Source organism: Pseudomonas sp. GW822-FHT04H02, assembly GCF_058800645.1.
Window position 1 is genome coordinate 1003875 of record NZ_JBXAMM010000004.1, and the last position, 22767, is coordinate 1026641.

Here is a 22767-nt window from a genome sequence, read left to right on the forward strand (position 1 = left end):
GGCGGGCAAGGAGTGATCTGTAGTCTAGGTAGCGATCTTCTGAATGTAATGCGCTAAACACCCTTTGATTATCGCAAAATGGACATTTTCGCCTATGATAAGCGCCCCATGATCCCTTCCGGGGCGGAGGCGCTGCGCTGCATGTCCGATCTGCTTGTTGTCTCGTCCATCGACTGCCTGTCCATGCCGGTTACCAGCATCGCCGTGGATTACCCCAACGGCCATGAAATACCTGCCCACAGCCATCCACGCTCGCAGCTGGCCTATGCCATCGAGGGCGTGCTGGTGATCGACACCGAGTCCGGCCGCTGGGTGGTGCCGCCCAGCCGCGGGGTGTGGTTGCAGGCCGGCGTCGAGCACCGGGTACGCATGCGCGGCGCGGTGCGCATGCGCAGCCTGTTCATCAATGTCGATGCCATTGCCGGCCTGCCCGAGCATGACTGCGTGATCGAGGTCTCGCCGTTGCTGCGCGAGCTGATCCTGGCCGCCGCCCAGGTCGGCACGCAGTATTCGCCGGACAGCCGCGACGGCCGCCTGATGCGCCTGATCCTCGATGAGATGCGCTCGCTGCCGGTGCTGCCGTTCAGCCTGCCCTGGCCCCATGAGCCGCGCATGCTGCGGGTGTGCCAGGCGCTGGCGGACGATCCTTCGGACAACCGCACCGCCGAACAATGGGGCGACTGCCTGGCCATGAGCGCCAAGACCTTCCATCGCCAGTTCCAGCGCCACACCGGCATCACCTTTGGCCGTTGGCGCCAGCAGGCGCGGTTGCTGATGTCCCTGGAGTGCCTGGCCGAGGGCATGCCGGTGGTGCAAGTGGCGCTGCAGCACGGCTACGACAGCCAGAGCGCCTTCGCCGCCGCCTTCAAGCGCCAGTTCGGCACGCCGCCTTCGGAGTTCTACCGCTGAGGGCTCAGGCCCGGCGCAGCAGCACACCGGCCACCACGCACAACAGCATGGCCAGCCCCGCCAGCAAGAAGGCATCGCTGTAGGCCAGCAGCAGGGCGTCGCGGTGCAGCACCTTGTCCACCATGCCCAGGGCTTGCTGGCGCAGGGGCGCCAGCGCCGCCGAATGCAGGGCCGTTGCGTACTCCACCGGTGCCTGGGCCAGCAGGCGCACCAGTTCCACCAGGCGCTCCTGGGTGGCCTGGGCGAACAGGCTGACGGATTCGCCAATGCGCTGGGCGTGGAGTTTCTCGCGCTCCACCACGATCTGGCTGGACAGCGCGATACCGATGGCCCCGCCGACGTTACGCACCATGGAGAACAGTCCGGAGGCCGAGCCCACCTGGTCCTTTTCCAGCCCCTGGATCGCCATCACCCCCAGCGCCACCACCACCAGCGACTGGCCGATACCACGCACCACCAGCGAGGGCACGATGACGTTCACCGAGGCATCGGGGTTGAGGTGGATGTTCATCAGGCAGCCGATGCCAGTGATGGCGAACCCGGCAATGATGATGGTGCGGGCGCTGGTCCAGCGCATCAGCCGCGGGGTGGCGAACGACATGACGAACTGGATCAGGCCGTAGGGAATCATCATCAGGCCGATCTGCCGGGCGTTGTAGCCGTGGATCTGGGCAAAGTAGTTGGGCACCAGGAACACCACGCCGAACACCACCGCACCGAAGGTGAATTGCATCAGGCTGGCAATGCCGAAGTTGTAGCGCCCCAAGAGGCGCAGGTTGATCAACGGCTGCTCGCGACGCAGTTCGATGGCCACGAAGGCCAGCAGGCCGACCGTGGCCAGGATCGCGCAATGGCTGATGAAGCTTGAGGCGAACCAGTCGTAACGGCCACCCTCCTCCAGCATGATCTGCAACGCCGAGAGGCCCACGGCCATGCTGGCGATGCCGCCCCAGTCACCCTGGCGCAACTTTGCCAGGACCATGGGCTGGGGCCGCACCGACCAGCCGATGGCCGCCAGCAGCAACAGCCCCGGCGGCACTTGCAGGTAGAAGATCCAGCGCCACGAATAGGCATCGGTGAGCCAGCCGCCCAGGGACGGTCCCGCGGCCTGGGCGACATTGTTGGCCACGGCGAACAGGGCCATGCCCATGGGATGCCGGGCCGCCGGCAGCTCGGTGACAATCAGCTGGAACGACAGGGGAATCAGCACCCCGCCAAAGGCCCCTTGCAGCACCCGGGCGAAGATCAGGCTGTGGATGTTCGGCGCCAGGGAACAGGCGATCGAAAACAGCACGAAACCGGCGGTGCCGACCATCAGTACCCTGCGCATGGAAAACACCGAAACCAGCCAGCCGGTCATGGGAATGATGATGATCTCCGCCACCAGGTAGGCGGTGGTGATCCACGACCCCTCCTCGAAAGTCGCCCCCAGGGAGCCACGCACGTCCGGCAGGGAAGCGTTGGTCACGTGCACGTTCATCCCGGCCATGAAGCAGCCCACCACGCTGCCCAGCACCGCCACCCAGGTGCGCAGGGAGATTGCCTGTGCGGCGGCCTCGCCGGTGCCTTCCGATACGGCCTGGGCACTAGTCATGACGGGTGTCCACGGTCACCACCACCGACATCCCGGGGCGCAGCTGCGCCTGTCGCGGCTGCCCCGGATCGAGGCGGATGCGCACCGGCATGCGCTGCACGATCTTGGTGAAGTTGCCGGTGGCGTTGTCCGCCGGCAGCAGGGCGAATTCGGCGCCGGAAGCCGGGGCGAAACTCTCCACCCGTCCCTCCAGTACATGGCCGCCCAGGGCGTCGACCTCGACCCGCGCCGCTTGCCCGGGCCGCATGCCGTCGACCTGGGTTTCCTTGTAGTTGGCCACCACATAGGCGTCCTCAGGCACCACCGCCAACAGCGGCGCACCGACTTCGACGTACTGCCCCAGGCGCAGGCGCCGCTGGCCGGCGATACCGTCCACCGGGCTGCGGATCAAGGTGCGAGCCAGATCGATGCGGGCCAGTTGCCGCTGGGCCGTGACCCGGGCCACGCCCGCTTCGAGCTTGTCCAGTTGCGCCCGGGCGCTTTGCTGTTCGGTATCGAGCACCTGTACCTGCTGGCGCCGCGCGGCCAGGCTGGCGCGGGCCGCGCCCAGGGCGGCATCGGCCTGACGGGCCAGGGCGGCGGCGTTTTCCAGTTGCTGCACGCTGCTGACTTGCTGGCTGGCCAGGTGCTGCTGGCGCCGCCCTTCCTGGCCGGCCCGTTGTGCCTCGGCCTCGGCGGCGCCGACCCGGGCCTGGGCTTCGGCGATCAGGCTCTGCTGCTGTTGCTGGCGGGCGGCCAGATTGGCCAGCCGCGCCTGCCCGGCACGCTGTTCGGCCTGGGCCTCGCGCAGCGCCGCTTCCGCCTGTTCGACCCGGGCCCGGTAGTCGCTGTCGTCGATCCGCGCCAGCAGGTCGCCAGCCTTGAGCGGCTGGTTGTCCCGGACCTCGACCGCCACCAGGTAGCCGGCGACCCGGGGCGCGATGGTGACGATGTCCGAGCGCAGGTAGGCATCGTCGGTCTCCACCAGGAAACGCCCGTTGAACCACCAGCGCAGGCCCCAGGCCAGAATCAGCAGCAACACCAGCGCCAGCCCGGCATAACCGAGTAAGCGACGGCGGGTGACGGCTTGCGCCGGGGAAGCGGGAACAGGGGTCTGGGTCATTGCAGAGGCTCGTTGGGGGTTCGCGGGAAAGGGTTGGCCGCAGCCCGGCTCGGCTGCGGCAGGACAATCGGCGGCGCGCTGCGCCAGCCGCCGCCCAGGGCCTTGAACACCAGCACCTGGGTATCGATGACGGCGGCATCGGCCTGCGCTGCCGCGGCCCGGGTACGTACATCGGTGCGCTGGGCATCGAGGTAATCCAGGGCCGTGGAGGCACCGGCGGCCCTGGCTAGCCCGGCCAGGCGCAAGGCCTGGTGGTCACGTTCGGCTGCCAGGTGCAGGGCTTGCTGGCGCTGCAACGCGGCCTGGTAGTCGCTCAGGGCCTGTTGCTGCTCCTTCAGGGCCGCCAGGATGCTGCGGTCGAAATCCGCCAGTGCCGCGCTTTCTCCGGCGCTGGCCTGGGCGATGCGGGCGCGGGCGGCATTGAGGTTGGGCAAGCTCCAGGACAACAGCGGCCCCAGTTGCCAGACCGACGCGTCGCGGTCATCGAAACCCGAGGGGTGGTGCGCCGACGTGAAGACCCCGGCCCCCAGGCTGACCCTTGGATAGAGGTCGGCCCGGGCCACGCCGATGCGCGCCGTGGCCGCCGCCAGCCGGCGCTCGGCCTGACTCACGTCGGGGCGCCGACGCAACATGGCCAGGGCATCGCTCTGGGGCATGGGCGACCCCAGGGTCGGGGCCTGGCGACAAGCCTGGGCCGCCGCCGGTGCATCACCCGGGGGGCGCCCCAGCAAGACGGCCAGTTCGGCCAGGGCCCGTTGCCGTGCGGCCTGCAGCGGCGGCAGGCTGGCCTGCACCTGGCCCACCAGGCCTTCGGCGCGCACCACATCCAGGGTCACCGCGGCGCCGGCCTGATACAACCGGGCGCTCAGGGTGCGGCCCTGCTCCACCAGCGCCAGGGACTCGCCCGCCACCTGCAGGCGCTGGCCATAGCTGCAGGCCTGCAACCAGGCACGGGTGGTTTCCGCGGCCACCACCACCCGCAGGCCATCTTCGGCGGCCCGGGCCGCCTCGGCATCGGCCCGGGCGGCATCGGCCAGGCCGTGCAGGCGGCCGAACAGGTCGGCCTCCCACTGCACATCCAGGCCGACCCCATAGCGGCTGCCGGTGCGGATGTGCTGGCTGTCCTGCAAGGCGGCTTCCAACTGGTCGTCGGCGGTACTGCCGTAGCCGGCGCGGGCCGTCACCTGGGTGGAAGGCTGGCGCAGGGTATCGGTTTCGCGCAGCAGCGCCCGGGCTTGCAGCAGGTTGGCCGCAGCCATTCGCAAGTCGCGGTTCTGGCTCAGGGCTTCCTGTACCGCGGCATTGAGCCCAGGGTCACGGTAGAGCTGCCACCACTGGTCGAGCCCCTGCTCGGCCGTTGCGTCCAGGTGGCTCACGGGCAGGGGCACAGTGCTGCCGGGCGGCCGTTCCGGCCCCAGGGTGCAACCGGCCAACAGGGCGCACAGGGCCCATGCAGGCCTCGGGTAAATGGGCATGGGAAGTACTCACGGATTCGAAGCGCCTACTTTAGAAAGGCCAGCTGGCGACCGTCTAACGAGAACTTCTTTTCGATTATCGCGAAATGGTCAACCTTGATCCCAAGCGCGGCCCTTCCGGCCTGGGCCCACAGCTCCAGGCTGTCGGCCAGCTGAACGAACTCACACTGGCCCTGCTGGCGCCAGTGGCCATGGATACAATTTGAAACACCCCCTACCCAGCCGATCGGATCGCCATGACCGAAGACTTCGATGTGCCCAGCCCCCACGAAAAGCACCTGGAACACGTGAGCGAACAAGCCCACGCGCGCAGTGACCGCTTCGCCAGCAAGATCGCGGTGATGACGGCGATCATGGCCACCATGGGAGCGCTCCTGAGCTATCAGGCCGGCTCCTCGGAGAGCCTGGCGGCGATGGACAAGAACAATGCCGCGATGAAAAAGACCGAAGCCGCCAACCAGTGGAGCTACTACCAGGCCAAGTCCAGCCGGCAGAACCTGGCGGAGCTGGCGACCCACATTCCCGGAGTCGATGCCGCGCACTACGGCATCGAAGCCCAGCGCTACCAGAAGGAAAAGGAAGCGGTGCGCCTCAAGGCCGAGGCCCTGGAAGCCGAGGCCCGGGACTGGGACGAGCAATCGGAAGCCGCGCTGCACCAGCACCATCGCTGGGCCCAGGCGATGATGGCGATCCAGATCGCCATCTCGATGGCGGCCATCACCCTGCTGACCCGCAAGGAATGGCTGAAGAAGCTCGCCTACGGCGCGGCCGGCGGCAGCGTGCTGCTGGGCACCCTGGCCTGGCTGCACATCTAGAGCCCCCTGCCGGCCCCCGGAACCTGCCAGCCGATGCGTCTCTTGAATCTCACCGGGCTGTCGCAGTTTGCGAAAAACTGCCGCCGCGCAAGCCCCGGTGCTGCGCCCCAGGCCCCGCCATAGCGGGGCCGCGGCGCCTGGGTGGAACTGGCACAGCCATTGCGAAAGCCCCTGCCTCACCTACAACAAGAGGCTTCGCCATGGCTATTGCCCCACTGCTCGCCGCTACCACGGCCTTTATCCAGCGCGCCCCGCGCATGCTGATCGGTGCCCATTGGACCGAGGCCGGCGACGGCCAGACCATGCCCCTGCGCAACCCCGCCACCGGCGAACAGCTGTGCCTGGTGCCCCGGGCCACGGTGGACGATGTCGATCGCGCAGTGCTCGCCGCACGCCAGGCCTTCGACGATTCGCCCTGGACCCGCACCCGCCCCCGGGAGCGGCAGAACCTGCTGTGGAAACTCGCCGACCTGATGCAGCGCGACGCCGAACTGCTGGCCCAGCTGGAATGCCTGAACAATGGCAAGAGCGCCGCCGTGGCCCAGGCCATGGACGTGCAACTGTCCATCGATTTCTTGCGCTACATGGCCGGCTGGGCGACCAAGATCGAGGGTTCAAGCGTCGAGGTCTCGCTGCCCCTGATGCCTGACGATCAGTTCCACAGCTTCATCCGCCGCGAAGCCGTGGGCGTGGTCGGCGCCATCGTCGCCTGGAACTTCCCGCTGCTGCTGGCCTGCTGGAAACTCGGCCCGGCCCTGGCCACCGGTTGCACCCTGGTGCTCAAGCCCGCCGATGAAACGCCACTCAGCGCCCTGAAACTGGCCGAGCTGGTGCAGGAAGCCGGCTACCCCGACGGCGTGTTCAACGTAGTCACCGGCACCGGCATCACCGCCGGCAGCGCCCTGACCCGCAACCCCCTGGTGGACAAGCTGACCTTCACCGGCTCCACCGCCGTGGGCAAGGAAATCGGCAAGATCGCCATGGACTCCATGACCCGGGTAACCCTGGAACTGGGGGGCAAGTCGCCAACCATCGTCATGGCCGACGCCGATCTGGCCAGCGCCGCGGCCGGGGCTGCCAGCGCGATCTTCTTCAACCAGGGCCAGGTGTGCTGCGCCGGTTCCCGGCTGTATGTGCAGCGCAAGCATTTCGACAAGGTGGTAGCCGACATCGCCGGCATCGCCAATGCCATGAAGCTGGGCAATGGCCTGGACGCCAGCGTCGAGATGGGCCCGCTGATTTCCGCGCGCCAGCAGGAGCGGGTCTATCGCTACATCGAGATGGGTCGCGAAAGCGGCGCCACCATCGCCTGCGGCGGCGAACAGTTCGGCCCGGGGTATTTCGTCAAGCCGACGGTGATAGTGGATGTGGACCAGAAGCATTCGCTGGTGCAGGAAGAGATCTTCGGCCCGGTGCTGGTGGCCATTCCTTTCGACGATGAGGCCGACGCCCTGCGCATGGCCAACGACAGCCCCTACGGCCTGGGCGCGAGCATCTGGTCCAACGACCTGGCGGCGGTGCACCGGATGATTCCGCGGATCAAGTCCGGTTCGGTGTGGGTCAACTGCCACAGTGCCCTGGACCCGGCGCTGCCGTTTGGCGGCTACAAGATGTCCGGGCTTGGCCGGGAAATGGGCCACGCGGCCATCGAGCACTACACCGAGTTGAAATCAGTGCTGATCAAGCTCTGATCCGCCCCCGCACCAACCGCCCCGCCCGGGGCGCCGGAGGGGGTCCGGCGCCCCCCGACGACCGCCCTGTTCGCCGTGCAAAGCACTGCTACGCTCAGCCCGAGCCGGCTGGCCACCTCGTTTGAAGAGCCTGGGCTCATCCCCCCACAACGCCTCATCACCACCGAAAACCCGAGGAATGCATCATGGGATCAAATGGAAATGATCACGATTTCATCCAGTGCGGCTGCCACAACCCCGTCTGGGAAGCCTTGAAAGACACCCTCGACCCCGCCAGCTATATCGCCAGCCACCCCAACGCAGCACAGGGCCCGGCCAGGGACGCGAACGGCGAGTCCCTGGTGTTTCATGACGGCATCATCTACCCCTTGCGCGACGGCAACATGGATGAGCGGGTCGAAGCCCTGGGCATCCATGCCGGCGACGTGGTCGCCGCGGGCACTCTGGCCGCCGTCGAAGCCCGCATGCAGGCCCTGGGCATCGACTACAAGAAGCAGTCGCTGCACGGCAAGACCCTGCTGCCCGGCCTGGTCGAGCCCCACGCCCACATCGTGCAGAGCTGCGCCATGGATGGCTGGCTGAACCTGGGCGCCATCGAGCCCGACGACGGCGATAGCCAGCAGGCGCCAGAGAAAAACAGCCAGCGCCTGCGGCCGCTCTATACCTGGGGCTGGCTGAAGGAAACCATCCAGAACAACCTCCCCGATGACAGCACGAGCTGGGTCCTCGGGCACCTGGTTGATCCGGCGCTGATGCCGTTCAAGGTGGTGCCGGGCGGCCTGAACCAACTCATTACCCTGCAATGTGGCGACACGCCCGAAGAGGGCTACCTGGACACCATCGAGGCCAAGCGGCCGATGCTGCTGATCAGCGCCTCCATGCACACCGCCTACATGAACACGGCGGCCCGGGATCTGGTGCATGAAAGAACCGGGGTCATGGTCGAGAACGGCGTGCTGCAGGAAACCCAGATAGTGGCCGGGATCCTGTCGATTCCCGCCAGGCAGAAGCTTGCAATGCTGAAGATCTTCGAGCGCCTGGACACCTTCTTCGCCACCGCGGCCAGCCGCGGGATCACCCTGCTGTACGACGCGATGATGGACCCCTTGTCGAAGCTGGTATTGAACGCCTACTTCCTGTCCCACCCCAGAACGCTGCGGATCGGCTACGCCGCCGCCTGCAACAACTCGCTCGAAGCCCTCAAGCTGCTGCCGGCATATCGGCCGGCCACGCGGGAAGAGGCCAGGCACATGTATCAGGGCTCGATCAAGGTGATCTCGGACGGATCCAACCAGGGGTTGACCGGCTATCAGGTCGCGCCCTACTGCTGCGAGACAGACCGCCCGGTGGGCAACTTCAATCTGTGCGACAAGGGCGAGGACACCCCGAAAACACTCCCGGTCAAATACCAGGAATTTATCCACGCGGCGGTGAAAAAAGGCTGGCCGCTGATGATCCATGCCAACGGCGACCAGGCCATCGAATTCACTCTGCAGGCCTATGACCTGGCCCTGCAGGGCCAGAGCGGCCTGGACAAGCGCCACCGCATCGAACACTGCTCGCTGCTGAGCAAAAGCACCCTGGAAACCATGCAGCGCCTGGGCCTGTCACCGAGCTTTTTGATTGGCCATGTCGGCTACTGGGGCTACGCCTTCGATAAAGCCATTTTCGAAAAGAAGGCACACAACATGCTCGACCTCTGCAAGTCGGCCCTGGACCACGAGCTGCGGATTTCCCTGCACAGCGACTATTCGGTGACCCCACTGGGCCCCCTGCGTTCGATGGAGCAGGCGGTGACCCGCAAGATGGAAGGCATCCGCAATCATGACAACCAGTTCGTCCATGACCCGCGCCTGCAACCCATCCTCAATGAGGGCCAGTGCCTGACCCGCAAGCAGGCGCTGAAAGCCATCACCTACGACGCTGCCTGGCAGTGCCATGCCGAGGCCTGGACCGGCTCCCTGCAGGACCAGAACTTCGCCGACTTCGTGATCCTCGAGCAGGACCCACTGGACGAGAAGTTCCCGGCCACCCGGATTCGCGACATCAAGGTCTGCGAAACCTGGAAAGGCGGCCAGCGGGTGTACCTCAACCCCCGTAGCTGACCAGTGCAAGCCCGGGGGCTGCGCCAGCTCCCGGTGCCCCCTGTAGGAGCCGGCTTGCCGGCGAAAAAGACCGCAGGTTCACTCCGGTGGATGGCCGCTGCGCGGTTCGCGAGCAAGCTCGCTCCTACGATCCCCGTTCAGGGACGGTAGCCTTGGGCCAGCAACCAGCTGCGTATCAGCCGATTCTGGTCCGGGCTCAGTTGCGCCAGGGCCTGGGCCGCCCCCTGGCTGCGCAAACGGCGCAACAGCGGCGCCAGTTCCACGCCCTGTACATGCCAGATGCCCAGGGGCTGGTCCGGGGTAATCACCACTTCGGCTTCATCCACCAGGCCGTCGCGCAGCACCGGGGCGCGCTCGATGCGCAAGGCCGAAAAGTCCACGGCACGGTGCGCCGGCTGGCAATCCGGCCACTGCCGGCGGGCCTGCCAGAACGGCTGCTCGGGCCAGCGCTGCTCGTCGGCGTAGAAGTCCCGGCCGATGCGCGCAAAACGCAGGAACAACTGTTCCACCCGCTGCCCGTGAAAACGCTGCGCCAGCGCTGCACGTTGCGGCTGCTGCAACAGGGTGTTGATCACCGCCGGGGCCTGCAACGCCGAGGACAGGGATTGGAAAATGCCGTTGCCGGATAAAGGGTCCACGGCCATGGCTGCATCGCCGACCCGCAGCCAGTTCGCGCCACAGGCCTGGGGGTTGAGGATCGCCGTGCTGCTGCGGGCATGCAGGTGCAATTGCTGCTCCTGGCCACCGGCAAAGAATTCCCGGGCCATGGCCGAGCCCAGGCGGCGCTGGCGACAGTACTCCAGCAACTGCGCCTTGCCCGGCAGCCCGGCGCTCTCCACATCCAGGGTCAGCTGCCAGTAGCACTGGCCGTCCTCGCGCCGGGCCATCCAGGCCCAGCCGTCCTCCAGGCTGTGCACCGCGCTGGCGGCGCTGCCGCCAGGGCCCTGCCAGCGGTTGAGCAGGCTGACGGTTTCCGGGCCGCGCAGGCCCTTGCCGCCCCCCTGGCGCAAGGCTTTGTCCAGCACCGGCGCCTGCCGGCCACGGGCCTCCACCAGGAACTCGCCGCGCATCTCGCCCTGCCCTTGCACCTGGACCCGATGCCCGGCCTCGCTGGACTGCACCCCCAGCACCCGGCCCTCGATCAGCTTGACCTGCGCTTCGCGCAAGGCCTCCCGCAGGCCGCGGTCGAAGGCCGGGCGATCCAGCAGGTATTCGATATTCTGCGCATGTTCTGTACCGTTCCATGCCACCTGCCGCTGGGACGGTTGCAGGGCCTGGGCCAGCGCCTGTTCCAGGCCGGCACCGCGCAAGGCTTCAAGCACCCGCAGCGAGACCCCTTCCAGGGCCGGAAAGCGTCGCCAGTCGCTGACCAGGGTCACCGGGTAGCCGAGGCGGCGCAGCCCCAGGGCCACTGCGGCCCCGGCCGGCCCCGCGCCGAGGATCAGGATGGTGTGCATGGCTGTTGCCGGCGTTCCGGCCCCTGGTAGTGGGCGTTGTCCTGCAGCCACTGCCGGACCTGTGCCTTGTCGGCTTGCGGGTGGGCACACAGGTAGGCCGCGATATGCCCGCTCAGGGCCGCGCACCCCAGGCTGGCGCCGGATTGCCCCGGGCTGCTGCCGCGCACGCAGGCGGCGAAATCAGCCTGGGCGGTGTTCAGCCATGACCACTGCTGCGCGCTGCATCGCGCATCGCCGGTGACGCGCAGCACCCCGGGGTAACTGGCCGGAAACACCGCCTCGCCCTGGGCCGGGCTGGATGCGCACAACAGCACCCCGCGGGCCTCGGCCGCGGCACAGGCCTGGCGCAGCAGGTCGCGATCCTGGCGCAGGCCCAGGCTCAGGTTGATCAGGCGCACGTCCTGCGCAAGCAACCAGTGCAGCGCGGCGCTGACTTGCGCGGCGCTGGTGACTGCGCGCCGGTCGAACACCTGGGCCACATAAACCTGCGCCGTCGGCGCGCGCTGGCCGATGGCCTCGATGATCGCGCTGCCATGGCCCAGGGCGTCTTCCTGCAAGGGGCCCTGGCCTATCCCTTCGGGCTGCAGGAAGAAGCGTCGTCCGCCCGCCACCCGCTGATGGGCGGCATGGCCGCTGTCGATCACGCCGACGCGCAGCTCAGGCTTCATGGGCCACCTCCAGCGCATGCAGTACGCCATCGCGCAATTCGAAGCGCAGTTCGGCATCGGCCAGGGTCGAGGGTCGGTGGCTGATGAGGATCCGCGTGCGCCCGGCGAACAGGTGGTCGATGGCCTCGATCACCTCGCGCTCGGTGGCCTCGTCCACCGCCGAAGTGGCTTCGTCCAGCACCAGGATCATCGGGTCCTGGAGCAATGCGCGGGCGATGGCGATGCGTTGTTTCTGGCCGCCGGACAATTGCTGGCCGCGCTCCCCCAGGGGGCTGTCCAGGCCTTCGGGCAGGGACTCGATCAGCCCTTGCAACTGCGCCAGCCGCGCCACTTCGGCCACGGCTTCGCGGCTGGCATCGGGCACGCTGTAGGCCAGGTTGTCCGCCAGGCTGCCGCGAAACAGCACGATATCCTGGCTGACCACCGCCACCCGCCGGCGCAACTGCGCCAGGTCCAGCTGGCGCAGGTCGACGCCGCCCAGCAGCACCTGCCCGGACTGCGGGTCGTGATGGCGCTGCAACAGGTCGATGAGCGTGCTTTTGCCTGCGCCCGAGGTGCCGCTGAGGGCCACTTTGCGGCCGTAGGGAATACGCGCCTCGATGCCCTGCAGGGTCGAGCCGCGGCCCGGGTGGCAAAAGTGCACTGCGTGAAAATGCAGCTCGCCCTGCTCCGGCACCGGCAGCGGCGCCTCGGGGTTGCTGATGCCCGGTTCCTCGCCACGCAGCTCCATGACCCGGCCCAGGCTCACGGTCATGCGCTGGATCGCCACATACAGGCCCAACAGGCTCTGCACCGGGCCCACCGCCATGCCCAGGTAGGTGGAAAAGGCAATCAGCGCCCCCAGTTGCCAGGTGCCCTGTACCACCCAGTAGCCGCCGATCAGGAAGGCGCAGGCCCGGGACAACGAGGTCAGGGTACCGGGCACCGCCTGGGTGAAGAACTCGGTGACTTGCAGTTTCAGCAGCTGTTGCAGGTAGCCCTGGCCAAGGCCATCCAGGCGCCGGGCCTCGCGCTGCTGCTGGCCGGCGCTCTGGATGAACTTCATCACCGGCAGGGTTTCCACCATGAACGAGGACATGTCCGCCGAACGCTCGCGCAACTGGCGCACATCGCGCTCCACCTTGCGCCGCATCCAGCGCAGCCAGAGCACGTCCAGGGGGATCAGCACCAGGGCCAGCAGCGACAGTTGCCAGGACAGGGTCAGGAGCATGGCCAGGGCGACGACAAGACCGATCACGCTGGACACGGCGGAGAACAATGAATCCACGGCAAAGCGCTGGATCTCCGCCACATCGCCATCCAGGCGCGACATCAGGTCGCCGATCCGCCGCTGGCCGTAGAAGCTCGGCGACAGGCGCTGCAGATGCCGATAGAGGTCGTCGCGCAGGGCGAACAGGATGCGCCCGGACAAGCGCGTGTGCAGGTAGCGGTTGACCCCGGAGAGCACGGTGCCCAGCAGCCCGGCACCGATCATCAGCGCGGCGATCAGCACCAGCCGCGGGAAGTCCCGGGCCAGCAGGCCGTCGTCGATCAGCAGCTTGGTCAGCCAGGGCTGCACCAGCACCAGCAGGGAAGCGCACACCGACAGCCCCAGCAGGCCGCCGATGGCCAGCCGGTGGGGCCGCACGAAACTGTAGAGCCAGCCCAGGGCGGCACTCAGGGCCTGGGGGTCGCGGCTGTCCACCAGCCGGGTGATCAGGCGCCGCATCAGGCGCGCAACTGTTTGAGCTTGCGGTACAGGGTCGCGCGGCTGATGCCCAGGGCGTCCGCTGCCGCCGAGACATTGCCCTGGTGGTTGTCCAGGGCACTGCGGATCAGCTCCAGCTCGTTCTCGCGGATGCTCCCGGTCTGCGGTCGGGCACTGGCATTGAGGTCATCGAGCATGCTGTCGGGCAGGTGCTCCAGGCCGATGTGGCACTCACCGTCTTCGCGCAGGGCCAGGGCTGTGCGCAGGACCATCTCCAGCTGGCGGATATTGCCCGGCCAGTGGTAGTCCGCCAGCAGCCGACGCAGCTCATCGCTGAGGCTCACCTGGGCGCCACCGAGCTTGGCCAGCAAGCTGTCCACCAGGGGCTGCAGGTCTTCGCGTTCGCGCAGGGCCGGCAACAGCACGCTGATGCCGTTGACCCGGTAGAACAGGTCTTCGCGAAAAGCCTTGTCCTGCACCTGCTGCTTGAGGTCGCGGTGGGTGGCGCAGATCAGGGCGATGTCGATGTCCTGTTCTTCGCCGGCCCCCAGGGGCGCCACCTTGCGGTCCTGCAGCACGCGCAGCAGGCGGGCTTGCAGGGCCAGGGGCATGTCGCCGATCTCATCGAGGAACAGGGTGCCACCGTGGGCCTGTTGCAGGCGCCCGATCATGCCGCCACGACGCGAGCCGGTGAAGGCGCCTTCGCGGTAGCCGAACAGTTCCGACTCGATCAGGCCTTCGGGGATCGCCGCGCAGTTGACCGCGACAAAGGGTTTCTCGGCGCGGCTGCCGGCGCGGTGCAGGGCCCGGGCCAGGACTTCCTTGCCGGTGCCGGTTTCGCCCAGTAGCAACACCGGCAGGTCATTGGCCAGGCCCTGACGGGCCATGCGCAAGGTGCGGGCGTAACGGCTGTTGCCCCCGGCCAGGGCCTCCAGGTCCTGGGGCATGGCTGCGGCTTTCGGAGCGCTGCGTGGCGCGCGGTGCAGGTTGAGCGCTGGCTGCGGCGCCCGCAGGGCCTTGTAGAACAGCTCGCCCTTGGCGGTTTGCAGGCTGCCCACGGCGCCCTGTTGCAGGCGTGCGAGCAGTTGCAGGCCATCGACCCCGAGGAACTCTTCGCAGCGCCGGCCCACCAGGGCTGCGCGCGGGGTGTTGAGCAACTGGCAGGCCTGGCCGCTGACCGCGAGAATCTGCCCGCCCAGGCTCAGGGCCAGCAGCCCCTGCCACGGTGATTCGAGGTATTGCCGGCGGCTGTGGAAGGCCAGGACGATCTGCTCCGGGTAGGTGGCATGGAACACCCGGGCTTCGATCTGGCTGACTGCCATGGCCAGCAGCGCGGTGCTGTCCTGGGCCCGGCCCAGGGGGCCTTCGCGGGTCAGGTCGAGCACCCCGAGAATCTCGCCCTGGGGGCACTGGATGGGCACCGAGGTGCAGGAGAAATGGCTGAGACGGTCCAGGTAGTGCTCGCCGCAGTCGATCAGGGTCGGCCGGGCCTCCACCAGGGCCGTGCCCAGGGCGTTGGTGCCGCGGGTGGCTTCGCTCCAGCAGGCGCCAAGGGTGATGTCCTGCACGCCGCTGTCCTTGAGACGGTCGGCGCGGCCTTCGATGGCCAGGATGGTGGCGTCGGCATTGGCCAGGATGATCATCCCGTCCTTGCCCTGATGCTGGCTCAGGTAGTCGATGGCCGGGATCGCCGCGTCCAGCAACAGGCGGTTGCTGGCCAGCAGCACTTCGAGGCTGGCGCTGGATTCCAGGGTCAGTTGGTGCTGGCTGCCAAAGTGCACGCCATGGCTGAGGCTGCGCCGCCATGAGGCATCGATTTCCGCACGCAGAACCCCGTCGGGGATCTGGCCTTCCAGGTGCAGCCGTTCCCGGGCCAGCCGGGCTTCGTGTTGCTGCTCACCCTTTATTGTTTTTATAAGAGTCATCAAGCGCTCCGAATCGGTCCGCCCGCTGCATCCCGCTCCACTCCCTTGGATTGCGCGAAGCACGCAAGCCGTGGTCAATGTCTACACCGGGTTCAGGGGGCAGTAAAGGGGCTTCGCCCGGATCATCGGGCAGCCCTGAATTGCTTACCCTGTCATTGGAGATCAAGCAAAACCTGCGCCAGTGGAACGGGCGCTCGAGCATCTTGACGTTAACGTAAAGCAAATGGCAAGTACCGCACGCCCCCTCCCGTTGGCCCTGGCCTGCCAGCGAAGAGGGCCCCGAGACGAGCACAGGGCTTAAGACCCCTTCGCCGGCAGGCCTGCTCCTAAGACCAATGCATGCCAGCTTGTGCAGGAGCTGGCTTGCCAGCGAACGAGGGCCTTTAGTCGGGTGCAAGGCGTGAGGCCCCTTTCGCGGGCAAGCCGGCTCCTGCGAGCGGGCAGGGCTGTTGGTGCCTACAGGGCCCAGGCGCCCGAATCGGCGAAGAAGGCGCGGGCGTTGTCTTCCAGGCTTTCCAGGTGATAGCCGCCTTCCTGGACGATCAGGCACGGCAGGCCCAGGCTGCGGATTCGCTGGCCAAGGATGGCGAAGCCGTCCCGGGTCACTGCCACCTTGCTCTGCGGGTCGAGTTCATAGATATCGAACCCCAAAGACAGCACCAGCACCTCGGCATCGAACGCCTTCACCGCCACCAGGGCCTGTTCCAGACGGGCGAGGAAATCCCCTTCGCTGGCGCCATGGGCCATCGGCAGGTTGAGGTTGTAGCCCTCCCCCGCCCCGGCGCCACGCTCTTCGGCGAACCCGGCCACCCCCGGGTAGAAGTTGGTCGGGTCGCCGTGCACCGAGACATACAGCACATCGGCGCGCTCGTAGAAGATTTCCTGGATGCCCTGGCCGTGGTGCATGTCGGTGTCCAGCACCGCCACCCGGGCGTACTTGTCCCGCAGGACCTGGGCGGCGATCGCCGCATTGTTCAGGTAGCAGAAGCCCCCGGCCGCCTCGGACCGGGCGTGGTGGCCCGGCGGGCGGCACAGAGCGTAGGCCGCCGGCTCACCGTCGAGCAACGCCTGGGCCCCGGCGACGGCACTTTGCGCCGACCAGTAGGCTGCACGCCAAGTCGACTCACCCACCGGGCAACTGCCGTCGGCCAGGTAGCACGCGGCCTGGGCCAGGACCCCGCGCAGGGCATTGGGCTCACGCACGAAGATGTTGGACATCACCTCATCGCCCCAGTCTTCGGGGATGTCCTTCCAGCCCTGGTGCGCATCCTGCAGGAACGCCAAGTACGGCGCGCCGTGTACCGCCAGCAACGGTGCCATCCCGGCATCCCGTGGCTGTTCGACGGCAAAACCCAGGGAGTGTGCGGCCTGCACCAGGCGCTGGGCGCGCTCCGGAACCTCCTGGGGTATGCGCATCTGACCGCGCGAGTAGTAGCTGCGTGGATGGTGGAGCAACTGTTCGGGGTGGAAAAAACTGCGCATGACCTTCTCCTTATTCAACCTGGCCAGCACGGGCCAGCACGGCGTTAAGCAATACATCGGCGCCCTGGCGCACGTCCTCGGGCAACACGTCTTCGGCTTCGTTGTGGCTCAGGCCACCGACACAGGGAATGAACACCATGGCCGTCGGGCAATAGCGGGCCAGCAAGATGGCGTCGTGGCCAGCGCCGCTGACGATGGACTGCTGAGGGTAGCCCAGGCCATCCACCGCCTGCTGCACCGCCGCCACGCACTCGGCATCAAATGGCGTGGCCGGGCTGACCCAGTGCCGGCTGATACTGACCTTGAGCCCGCGCTGGCCGGCGATGGCCTGCAGGCGTTCCTCGACCTGCTGCTCCATGGCGGCGATCTGCCGATCCTGGTGGTGGCGCAGGTCGACGGTGAAGCTCAACAGGCCGGGAATGGTATTGCGCGACGACTTGGCGATGCTCAGCTCACCCACGGTGGTCAGGCCCTGGGGGGCAAAATCCGCTGCCAACTGCTCCACTGCAAGAATCATCTGCGCCGCGCCGTACAGCGCATCCTTGCGTAGCGGCATCGGCGTGGTGCCGGCGTGGGCCGCCAGGCCTTCGACCTGCACATCGAGCCAGCGGATGGCCTGGCCGCCGCTGACCACGCCGATGCTCTTGGCGTTGTCTTCAAGGATCGGGCCCTGTTCGATATGGGCTTCGAAGTAGGCATCCACCGCTGCGCCCAGGGGCCGGCTGCCGGCATAACCGGTGCGCTGCAGTGCCTGGGCGACGCTGATGCCATCGGCGTCACGCACCGCCAGGGCGGCGTCCAGGGCCATGACCCCGGTGAACACCGCCGAGCCGAACATCGCCGGGGTGAAACGCGCGCCCTCCTCGTTGGTCCAGACCGCCACTTCCAGGGGCTTGCGGGTCTGGATCCCGAGGTCATTGAGCGTGCGTACCACTTCCAATCCGGCCAGCACACCGTAGACCCCATCAAAGCGCCCGCCTTCGGGCTGGGTGTCCAGATGGCTGCCCATCATTACCGGGGCAGCGTCCGGGTCGCTACCTGGGCGCCGGGCAAACAGGTTGCCAATGGGGTCGACGCTCAGGCTCATGCCGGCCTCGGTGCACCAGTGGGCAAACAGTTCGCGACCGGCCCGGTCTTCATCGCTCAAGGCCAGGCGGCAGCTGCCGCCACGGGCCGTGGCACCGATTTCGGCCATGGCCATCAGGCTCGCCCAGAGGCGCTGGCCATTGATTTTCAACATCTTCAGATTCTCCAGACAATCAGGCGTGGGATGCCATTTCCAGGCGATGGGCGTGAGCGTGCCGGCGTGCCAGGGCCTGCACGCAGATCAGCGAAACGGCAGCGATCAGGCTGTAGAACACCGCCATCGGCCACCATTGGCCAATAAACCGATGGGCCAGCCAGGTGCCGATCAGCGGGGTCAGGCCGCCGGCCAGGGCACCGCAGACCTGATAGGCCAGGGAGATCGCGGTGTAGCGCACCCGGGTCTCGAACATGCCGCTGACGTAACCGGCGATCACCGCATAGAAGGAAGCCATGCACACCACCGCCAGGGCGATGCCGAGGATCATCAGCGGCGCCTGCCCGGAACTCACCAGCACGAACATCGGATAGGGCGAGGCCATGGCCAACAGCGACACCAGGCAGAGAAAGCGCGTGGCACCGATTTTCTCGGCGGTCCAGGCGGCCAGGGGCTGGATGCAGAACTGGATGAGCGCCACCACGAACAGGCATTCAAGGATCAGTGAACGGGGTATCTCCAACTGCTGGGTGGTGTAGGCAATCATGAAGGTGTTGGTGAAATACACCCCGGCAATCCCCAGGGTGTTGGCGCCGATGCACAGCAGCAAGGGACGCCAGGCGGTGCGCAGCACCTCCATTACCGGAGCCTGCTCCTTGCGTAGCGACCTGGCCGCCAGCTCGCGACTGGCGAGGAACTCCGGCGACTCGTTGACCCCCAGGCGAATCGCCAGGCCCACCAGCAGCAACAGCGCACTGGCCAGGAACGGCAGGCGCCAGCCCCAGCTCATCAGGGCGTCCTCGGGCAGGCGGGTCACGGCGCTGAAGGCCAGCAGCGAAAGGATCAGCCCCGCCGGGCTGCCCAGCTGGGCGAAAGACGCGAAGAAGTTGCGCCGGCCCTTGGGCGCGTGCTCGCCGGCCATCAACACCGCCCCGCCCCACTCACCGCCCACGGCAATGCCCTGGACGATGCGCAGCAGGATCAGCAGCACCGGCGCCAGGGCACCGATCTGTGCATAAGTTGGCAGCAGGCCGATGCAGACCGTGACCACGCCCATCATCAGCAGGGTGATGACCAGGGATTTCTTGCGGCCGATGCGGTCGCCGATATGGCCAAAGATGATGCCCCCCAAAGGTCGGGCGAAGAAGCCCACGGCAAAGGTGCCGAAGGCGGCCATGGTGCTGAACAGCTTGTCGTCGGAGGGGAAGAACAAGGCTCCGAACACCAGCGCCGCGGCGGTGGCGTAGATGTAGAAGTCGTACCATTCGATCATGGTGCCGATAAAGGCGGCGGCCGCAGCCCGGCGAGGCTGAGGCGAAGCGGAAGGCTTCATGGTTGGCTCCCTTGATTATTTTTTTGGCAGGAGGAAGGGTCGGGCGCAGGGGCTTCTGCTGGCACCTGTCTGGGGTGGATTTATCCGTTCCGGGGGATAATTAGTCAATTTTCTATTGGTTATCTCGATTATTATCCTGGCTTATTATTCCGCTACCGCCCGCACCAGAGCCCCTGCCATGTCCGACCGCGATGCCCGCCGCCTGCTCAACGACCGCCTCGACTGGAACCTGTTGCGCACCTTTCGGGTGATTGGCCAGGAGCTGAGCATCAGCCGTGCAGCGGCGCGCCTGCACCTGACCCAGCCGGCGGTCAGCCAGGCCCTCAAGCGCCTGGAAGAACAACTGGGCCGGCAGTTGATTGCCCGGCGCGGCCCACGCTTTGCCCTGACCGAAGTGGGTGAGCAGATTTTCGCACTGGCCGGAGAGATCTACGGCCAGATGTCCCAGGTCAGCAGCATGCTGGAACAGCCCGCCGACGAAGTGATCGGCAAAGTGCGGCTGTTGATCATCAGCCGGATCTTCAGCGAACGTTTCGACGACTTCCTGGCCGACTTCCATCGTCAGCACCCGCGGGTCGATCTGGAGGTGGAAGTGATGCGCAGCTCGGATATCGTCAGCGCCCTGCAGGAAAAGACCGCGACCCTGGGCTTGAGCCTTAACCGCCGGCCACAGCCGCGCCTGGAACAGCGGCTGTTCCTGCGTCAGCGCTATGCGTTTTTCTGCGGCAAGCACCACCCGCTGTTCGGCCGCGGGGATGTGGCCGAGGGCGATCTGCAACGGGAGAACTTCGTCAGTTTCACCAGCGACCAGATCGGCGGCATGCTCTCGCCGCTGACCATCTTCCGTGACCAGCAGGGCTTCAGCGGGCGCATCGTCGCCTCATCCCCGAGCCTGGAGGAAGTACGGCGCCTGGTGATCGCCGGATTTGGCATCGGCTGCCTGCCGGAGCATGTGGTGGCCGCCGATGTCGACGCCAGGCTGCTGTGGCGCCTGCCGCCACACGAAGGCATTGCCGATGTCGACATTCACCTGCTGTGGAACCGCGAGCAGCGCATGAGCCGGGCCGAGGTACTGTTTCTGCAGAGCATCCAGCACATGCTCAGTCAGCATGAGCCGGTGCCGGGTAGCCTGATGTTGAAATGATTCAGACGTGGGGATCGCCAGGGGCCTTGGCCGGGGCGGCGTACTGCGGCTTGAGGTGGCCGTTCTGGTCCAGTAGCCAGGCGTCCATGATCTGCCGCACCACGGGGCCGGCCACCCGACCACCGGCTTCGCCGTTCTCGATCATCACCGAAATCACGATCTGTGGATGCTCCGCCGGGGCGAAGCCCACGAACAGGGCGTTGTCACGGTTGCGCTCGCGGGTCTTGAGACGGTCATAGCGCTCGCCCTGCTTGATCGCCACCACCTGGGCCGTACCACTCTTGCCGGCGATGCGGTACTGCGCCCCGGCTGCCGCGGCGCGGGCGATACCGCGGGGATCGTGCATCACCATCTGCATGCCGTGGTTGACCTGATCCCAGTCACGGGGATTCTTCAGCAGGATGTTGGGCATCGGATGCTCGTCCACCGGGGCCACGCCGTCGATGGTCTTGGCCAGGTGCGGACGGTTCCACACGCCCTTGTTGGCAATCAGTGCGGTGGCCTGGGCCAATTGCAGCGGCGTGACTTGCATATAGCCCTGGCCGATGCCGAGGATCACGGTTTCCCCCGGGAACCAGGGCTGGCGACGGGTGGCGCGTTTCCAGGCCTGGGAGGGCATCAGGCCGGGAGACTCTTCGAACATGTCCAGAGAGACCTTCTCGCCCAGACCGAACATCGCCATGTAGTCGTGCAGGCGGTCGATGCCGAGCTTGTGCGCCAGGTCATAGAAGTAGGTGTCGTTGGAACGCATGATCGCTGCGTCCATGTCCACCCAGCCATCGCCGCTGTGGTTCCAGTTGCGGTACTTGTGGTCGAAGTCCGGCAGTTGGTAATAGCCCGGATCGAAGACCCGGGTCGAAGCGGTAACCACGCCGCTATCGAGGCCGGCAATCGCCACTTCCGGCTTGATGGTGGAGCCCGGCGCGTAGAGGCCCCGCAGCACTCGGTTGAACAGGGGCCGGTCGATGGAGTCGTGCAGCGCAGCGTATTCCTTGAAGCTGATGCCGGTGACGAACAGGTTGGGGTCGAAACTTGGCTTGCTGACCATGGCCAGGACTTCGCCGGTGGCCGGGTCCAGGGCCACCACGGAACCACGGCGATCGCCCAGGGCCTCCTCAGCGGCTTCCTGGAGCTTGATGTCCAGGCTCAGGACGATGCTCTTCCCGGGGATCGGATCGGTGTGCTTGAGCACTCTCATCACCCGGCCCTGGGCGTTGGTTTCTACTTCCTCATAGCCGACATGACCGTGCAGTTCGGCTTCGTAGAATTTCTCGATGCCGGTCTTGCCGATGGATTGGGTGCCACGGTACTCCACCGAGTCCAGGGTCTTGGCTTCTTTCTCGTTGATCCGCCCGACGTAACCGATGGAGTGGGCAAAGTGTGCGCCCAGGGGATAGTGGCGGACGAACTGGGCTTCCACGTCCAGGCCGGGCAACCGGTATTCGTTGACCGCGAGCACGGCGATCTGCTCTTCGGTGAGCTCATAGAACAGGGTCACGGGGACGAAGGGATGACGGGCCTGCTTCATCTCCTTGTCGAACAGCGTGCGGTCTTCCGGGGGCAAGTGCAGCAGATCGACCACGGTGTCCAGCTCGCCCTTGAGGTCGGTGGTGCGTTCGCGAGTGATCGTCAGGTTGAAGCTGGGGCGGTTGTCCGCCAGGACCACTCCGTTGCGATCGTAGATCAGCCCCCGGGTGGGAGTGATCGGCAGCACATGGACGCGGTTGTTCTCGGAAACGGTGGAGTGGTAGTCGAACTCCACCACTTGCAGAAAATACATCCGCGCCACCAGGGCGCAGGTGATGGCCACCACCAATACGGCACAGGCCAGCAGCCGTTTGTTGACCAGGCGGCTTTCTTTCTCGTGGTCCTTGATCGGAATCGCTTCGGGCATTGCTACAGCTTCTCGGTGAATAGAGGTCGACGCTGTTCCGTGCGGATGAACTCAAGTCCTTTAAAAAGAGCTGCACCATACCAAAAACCACCCACGGACTTTGAGGGGATTTCCATCGCGGCTGATCAATGGCGCCTTGGCAGCTACTTGGATAGCGCAAGTTTTTCCACGCGCAAAAACAAAACCCCAACTGCATGTGCAGTTGGGGTTTCGGAATTTAATCTTGACGATGACCTACTCTCACAT

16 protein-coding genes are annotated in these 22767 nt (G+C 66.5%); 5 read left to right on the forward strand and 11 right to left on the reverse strand.

From position 1 onward, the window contains the following. The first annotated feature begins 78 nt into the window (after positions 1-78). Positions 79-909: an AraC family transcriptional regulator gene (locus AC1RMG_RS21830; RefSeq protein ID WP_492575116.1), complete on the forward strand. Its 831-nt coding sequence runs from the start codon at positions 79-81 to the stop codon at positions 907-909. A 4-nt stretch (positions 910-913) separates the two neighbouring features. On the opposite strand, the gene AC1RMG_RS21835 is transcribed toward AC1RMG_RS21830, so the two are convergent. The 3 genes from AC1RMG_RS21835 to AC1RMG_RS21845 are packed head-to-tail and all read right to left on the reverse strand — an operon-like array spanning position 914 to position 5080. Continuing rightward, on the reverse strand, positions 914-2503 hold the full coding sequence (locus AC1RMG_RS21835; RefSeq protein WP_011062406.1) for a DHA2 family efflux MFS transporter permease subunit: 1590 nt from the start codon (positions 2501-2503) through the stop codon (positions 914-916). Further along, complete coding sequence (locus AC1RMG_RS21840) at positions 2496-3605, reverse strand: HlyD family secretion protein (protein ID WP_161467378.1); 1110 nt, start codon at positions 3603-3605, stop codon at positions 2496-2498. Before AC1RMG_RS21840 ends, AC1RMG_RS21835 begins: the two co-directional genes overlap by 8 nt. Continuing rightward, positions 3602-5080 (reverse strand): efflux transporter outer membrane subunit, encoded by a 1479-nt coding sequence (locus AC1RMG_RS21845; protein ID WP_493170241.1) that lies wholly within the window; start codon positions 5078-5080, stop codon positions 3602-3604. The genes AC1RMG_RS21840 and AC1RMG_RS21845 overlap by 4 nt, the downstream gene beginning before the upstream one ends. A gap of 236 nt (positions 5081-5316) precedes the next feature. Between AC1RMG_RS21845 and AC1RMG_RS21850 the strand changes: the two genes are divergently transcribed. The 3 genes from AC1RMG_RS21850 to AC1RMG_RS21860 all read left to right on the forward strand — a co-directional run bounded on the left by AC1RMG_RS21850 (position 5317) and on the right by AC1RMG_RS21860 (position 9691). After that, positions 5317-5895 (forward strand): DUF4337 domain-containing protein, encoded by a 579-nt coding sequence (locus AC1RMG_RS21850; protein ID WP_493170242.1) that lies wholly within the window; start codon positions 5317-5319, stop codon positions 5893-5895. 200 nt (positions 5896-6095) lie between these two features. Beyond that, entirely contained in the window at positions 6096-7586 is a 1491-nt protein-coding gene (locus AC1RMG_RS21855) for an aldehyde dehydrogenase family protein (RefSeq protein WP_015636451.1), read from the forward strand. A 185-nt stretch (positions 7587-7771) separates the two neighbouring features. After that, positions 7772-9691: an amidohydrolase gene (locus AC1RMG_RS21860; RefSeq protein ID WP_493170244.1), complete on the forward strand. Its 1920-nt coding sequence runs from the start codon at positions 7772-7774 to the stop codon at positions 9689-9691. A gap of 137 nt (positions 9692-9828) precedes the next feature. Here AC1RMG_RS21860 and qhpG read toward each other — a convergent pair whose 3' ends face one another. The 7 genes from qhpG to AC1RMG_RS21895 form a co-directional block, all read right to left on the reverse strand. Continuing rightward, positions 9829-11148 carry a flavin-dependent monooxygenase QhpG gene (gene qhpG, locus AC1RMG_RS21865; protein WP_493170246.1) on the reverse strand — a complete coding sequence of 440 codons (1320 nt, stop codon included), beginning with the start codon at positions 11146-11148 and terminating at the stop codon, positions 9829-9831. Further along, positions 11133-11816, reverse strand: a complete 684-nt coding sequence (qhpE, locus tag AC1RMG_RS21870) for a subtilisin-like serine protease QhpE (protein WP_103408298.1) — start codon at positions 11814-11816, stop codon at positions 11133-11135. The genes qhpG and qhpE overlap by 16 nt, the downstream gene beginning before the upstream one ends. After that, positions 11806-13524, reverse strand: a complete 1719-nt coding sequence (locus AC1RMG_RS21875; protein ID WP_019094086.1) for an ABC transporter ATP-binding protein — start codon at positions 13522-13524, stop codon at positions 11806-11808. Before AC1RMG_RS21875 ends, qhpE begins: the two co-directional genes overlap by 11 nt. Further along, complete coding sequence (locus tag AC1RMG_RS21880; protein WP_015636456.1) at positions 13524-15428, reverse strand: sigma-54-dependent Fis family transcriptional regulator; 1905 nt, start codon at positions 15426-15428, stop codon at positions 13524-13526. The genes AC1RMG_RS21875 and AC1RMG_RS21880 overlap by 1 nt, the downstream gene beginning before the upstream one ends. 456 nt (positions 15429-15884) lie before the next feature. After that, the gene (locus AC1RMG_RS21885; RefSeq protein WP_015636457.1) at positions 15885-16910 is read right to left on the reverse strand and encodes a histone deacetylase family protein; all 1026 of its coding nucleotides are present in this window, start codon (positions 16908-16910) and stop codon (positions 15885-15887) included. 10 nt (positions 16911-16920) lie between these two features. Beyond that, the gene (locus tag AC1RMG_RS21890) at positions 16921-18150 is read right to left on the reverse strand and encodes a Zn-dependent hydrolase (protein WP_041752774.1); all 1230 of its coding nucleotides are present in this window, start codon (positions 18148-18150) and stop codon (positions 16921-16923) included. 19 nt (positions 18151-18169) lie between these two features. Continuing rightward, the gene (locus AC1RMG_RS21895; RefSeq protein WP_493170249.1) at positions 18170-19483 is read right to left on the reverse strand and encodes an MFS transporter; all 1314 of its coding nucleotides are present in this window, start codon (positions 19481-19483) and stop codon (positions 18170-18172) included. Between the two features lie 178 nt (positions 19484-19661). On the opposite strand from AC1RMG_RS21895, the gene AC1RMG_RS21900 reads away from it, so the two are divergent. Next, complete coding sequence (locus AC1RMG_RS21900; RefSeq protein WP_125063932.1) at positions 19662-20627, forward strand: LysR family transcriptional regulator; 966 nt, start codon at positions 19662-19664, stop codon at positions 20625-20627. A gap of 1 nt (position 20628) precedes the next feature. Here AC1RMG_RS21900 and mrdA read toward each other — a convergent pair whose 3' ends face one another. Continuing rightward, positions 20629-22521, reverse strand: coding sequence for a penicillin-binding protein 2 (mrdA, locus tag AC1RMG_RS21905; protein WP_011062421.1), 1893 nt, complete (start codon positions 22519-22521; stop codon positions 20629-20631). Positions 22522-22767 lie beyond the last annotated feature (246 nt).

Coding starts and splice junctions, on each gene's coding strand:
- AC1RMG_RS21830 (WP_492575116.1), top strand. CDS start 79: ATGGACATTTTCGCCTATGATAAGCGCCCCATGATCCCTTCCGGGGCG.
- AC1RMG_RS21835 (WP_011062406.1), bottom strand. CDS start 2,503: ATGACTAGTGCCCAGGCCGTATCGGAAGGCACCGGCGAGGCCGCCGCA.
- AC1RMG_RS21840 (WP_161467378.1), bottom strand. CDS start 3,605: ATGACCCAGACCCCTGTTCCCGCTTCCCCGGCGCAAGCCGTCACCCGC.
- AC1RMG_RS21845 (WP_493170241.1), bottom strand. CDS start 5,080: ATGCCCATTTACCCGAGGCCTGCATGGGCCCTGTGCGCCCTGTTGGCC.
- AC1RMG_RS21850 (WP_493170242.1), top strand. CDS start 5,317: ATGACCGAAGACTTCGATGTGCCCAGCCCCCACGAAAAGCACCTGGAA.
- AC1RMG_RS21855 (WP_015636451.1), top strand. CDS start 6,096: ATGGCTATTGCCCCACTGCTCGCCGCTACCACGGCCTTTATCCAGCGC.
- AC1RMG_RS21860 (WP_493170244.1), top strand. CDS start 7,772: ATGGGATCAAATGGAAATGATCACGATTTCATCCAGTGCGGCTGCCAC.
- qhpG (WP_493170246.1), bottom strand. CDS start 11,148: ATGCACACCATCCTGATCCTCGGCGCGGGGCCGGCCGGGGCCGCAGTG.
- qhpE (WP_103408298.1), bottom strand. CDS start 11,816: ATGAAGCCTGAGCTGCGCGTCGGCGTGATCGACAGCGGCCATGCCGCC.
- AC1RMG_RS21875 (WP_019094086.1), bottom strand. CDS start 13,524: ATGCGGCGCCTGATCACCCGGCTGGTGGACAGCCGCGACCCCCAGGCC.
- AC1RMG_RS21880 (WP_015636456.1), bottom strand. CDS start 15,428: ATGACTCTTATAAAAACAATAAAGGGTGAGCAGCAACACGAAGCCCGG.
- AC1RMG_RS21885 (WP_015636457.1), bottom strand. CDS start 16,910: ATGCGCAGTTTTTTCCACCCCGAACAGTTGCTCCACCATCCACGCAGC.
- AC1RMG_RS21890 (WP_041752774.1), bottom strand. CDS start 18,150: ATGTTGAAAATCAATGGCCAGCGCCTCTGGGCGAGCCTGATGGCCATG.
- AC1RMG_RS21895 (WP_493170249.1), bottom strand. CDS start 19,483: ATGAAGCCTTCCGCTTCGCCTCAGCCTCGCCGGGCTGCGGCCGCCGCC.
- AC1RMG_RS21900 (WP_125063932.1), top strand. CDS start 19,662: ATGTCCGACCGCGATGCCCGCCGCCTGCTCAACGACCGCCTCGACTGG.
- mrdA (WP_011062421.1), bottom strand. CDS start 22,521: ATGCCCGAAGCGATTCCGATCAAGGACCACGAGAAAGAAAGCCGCCTG.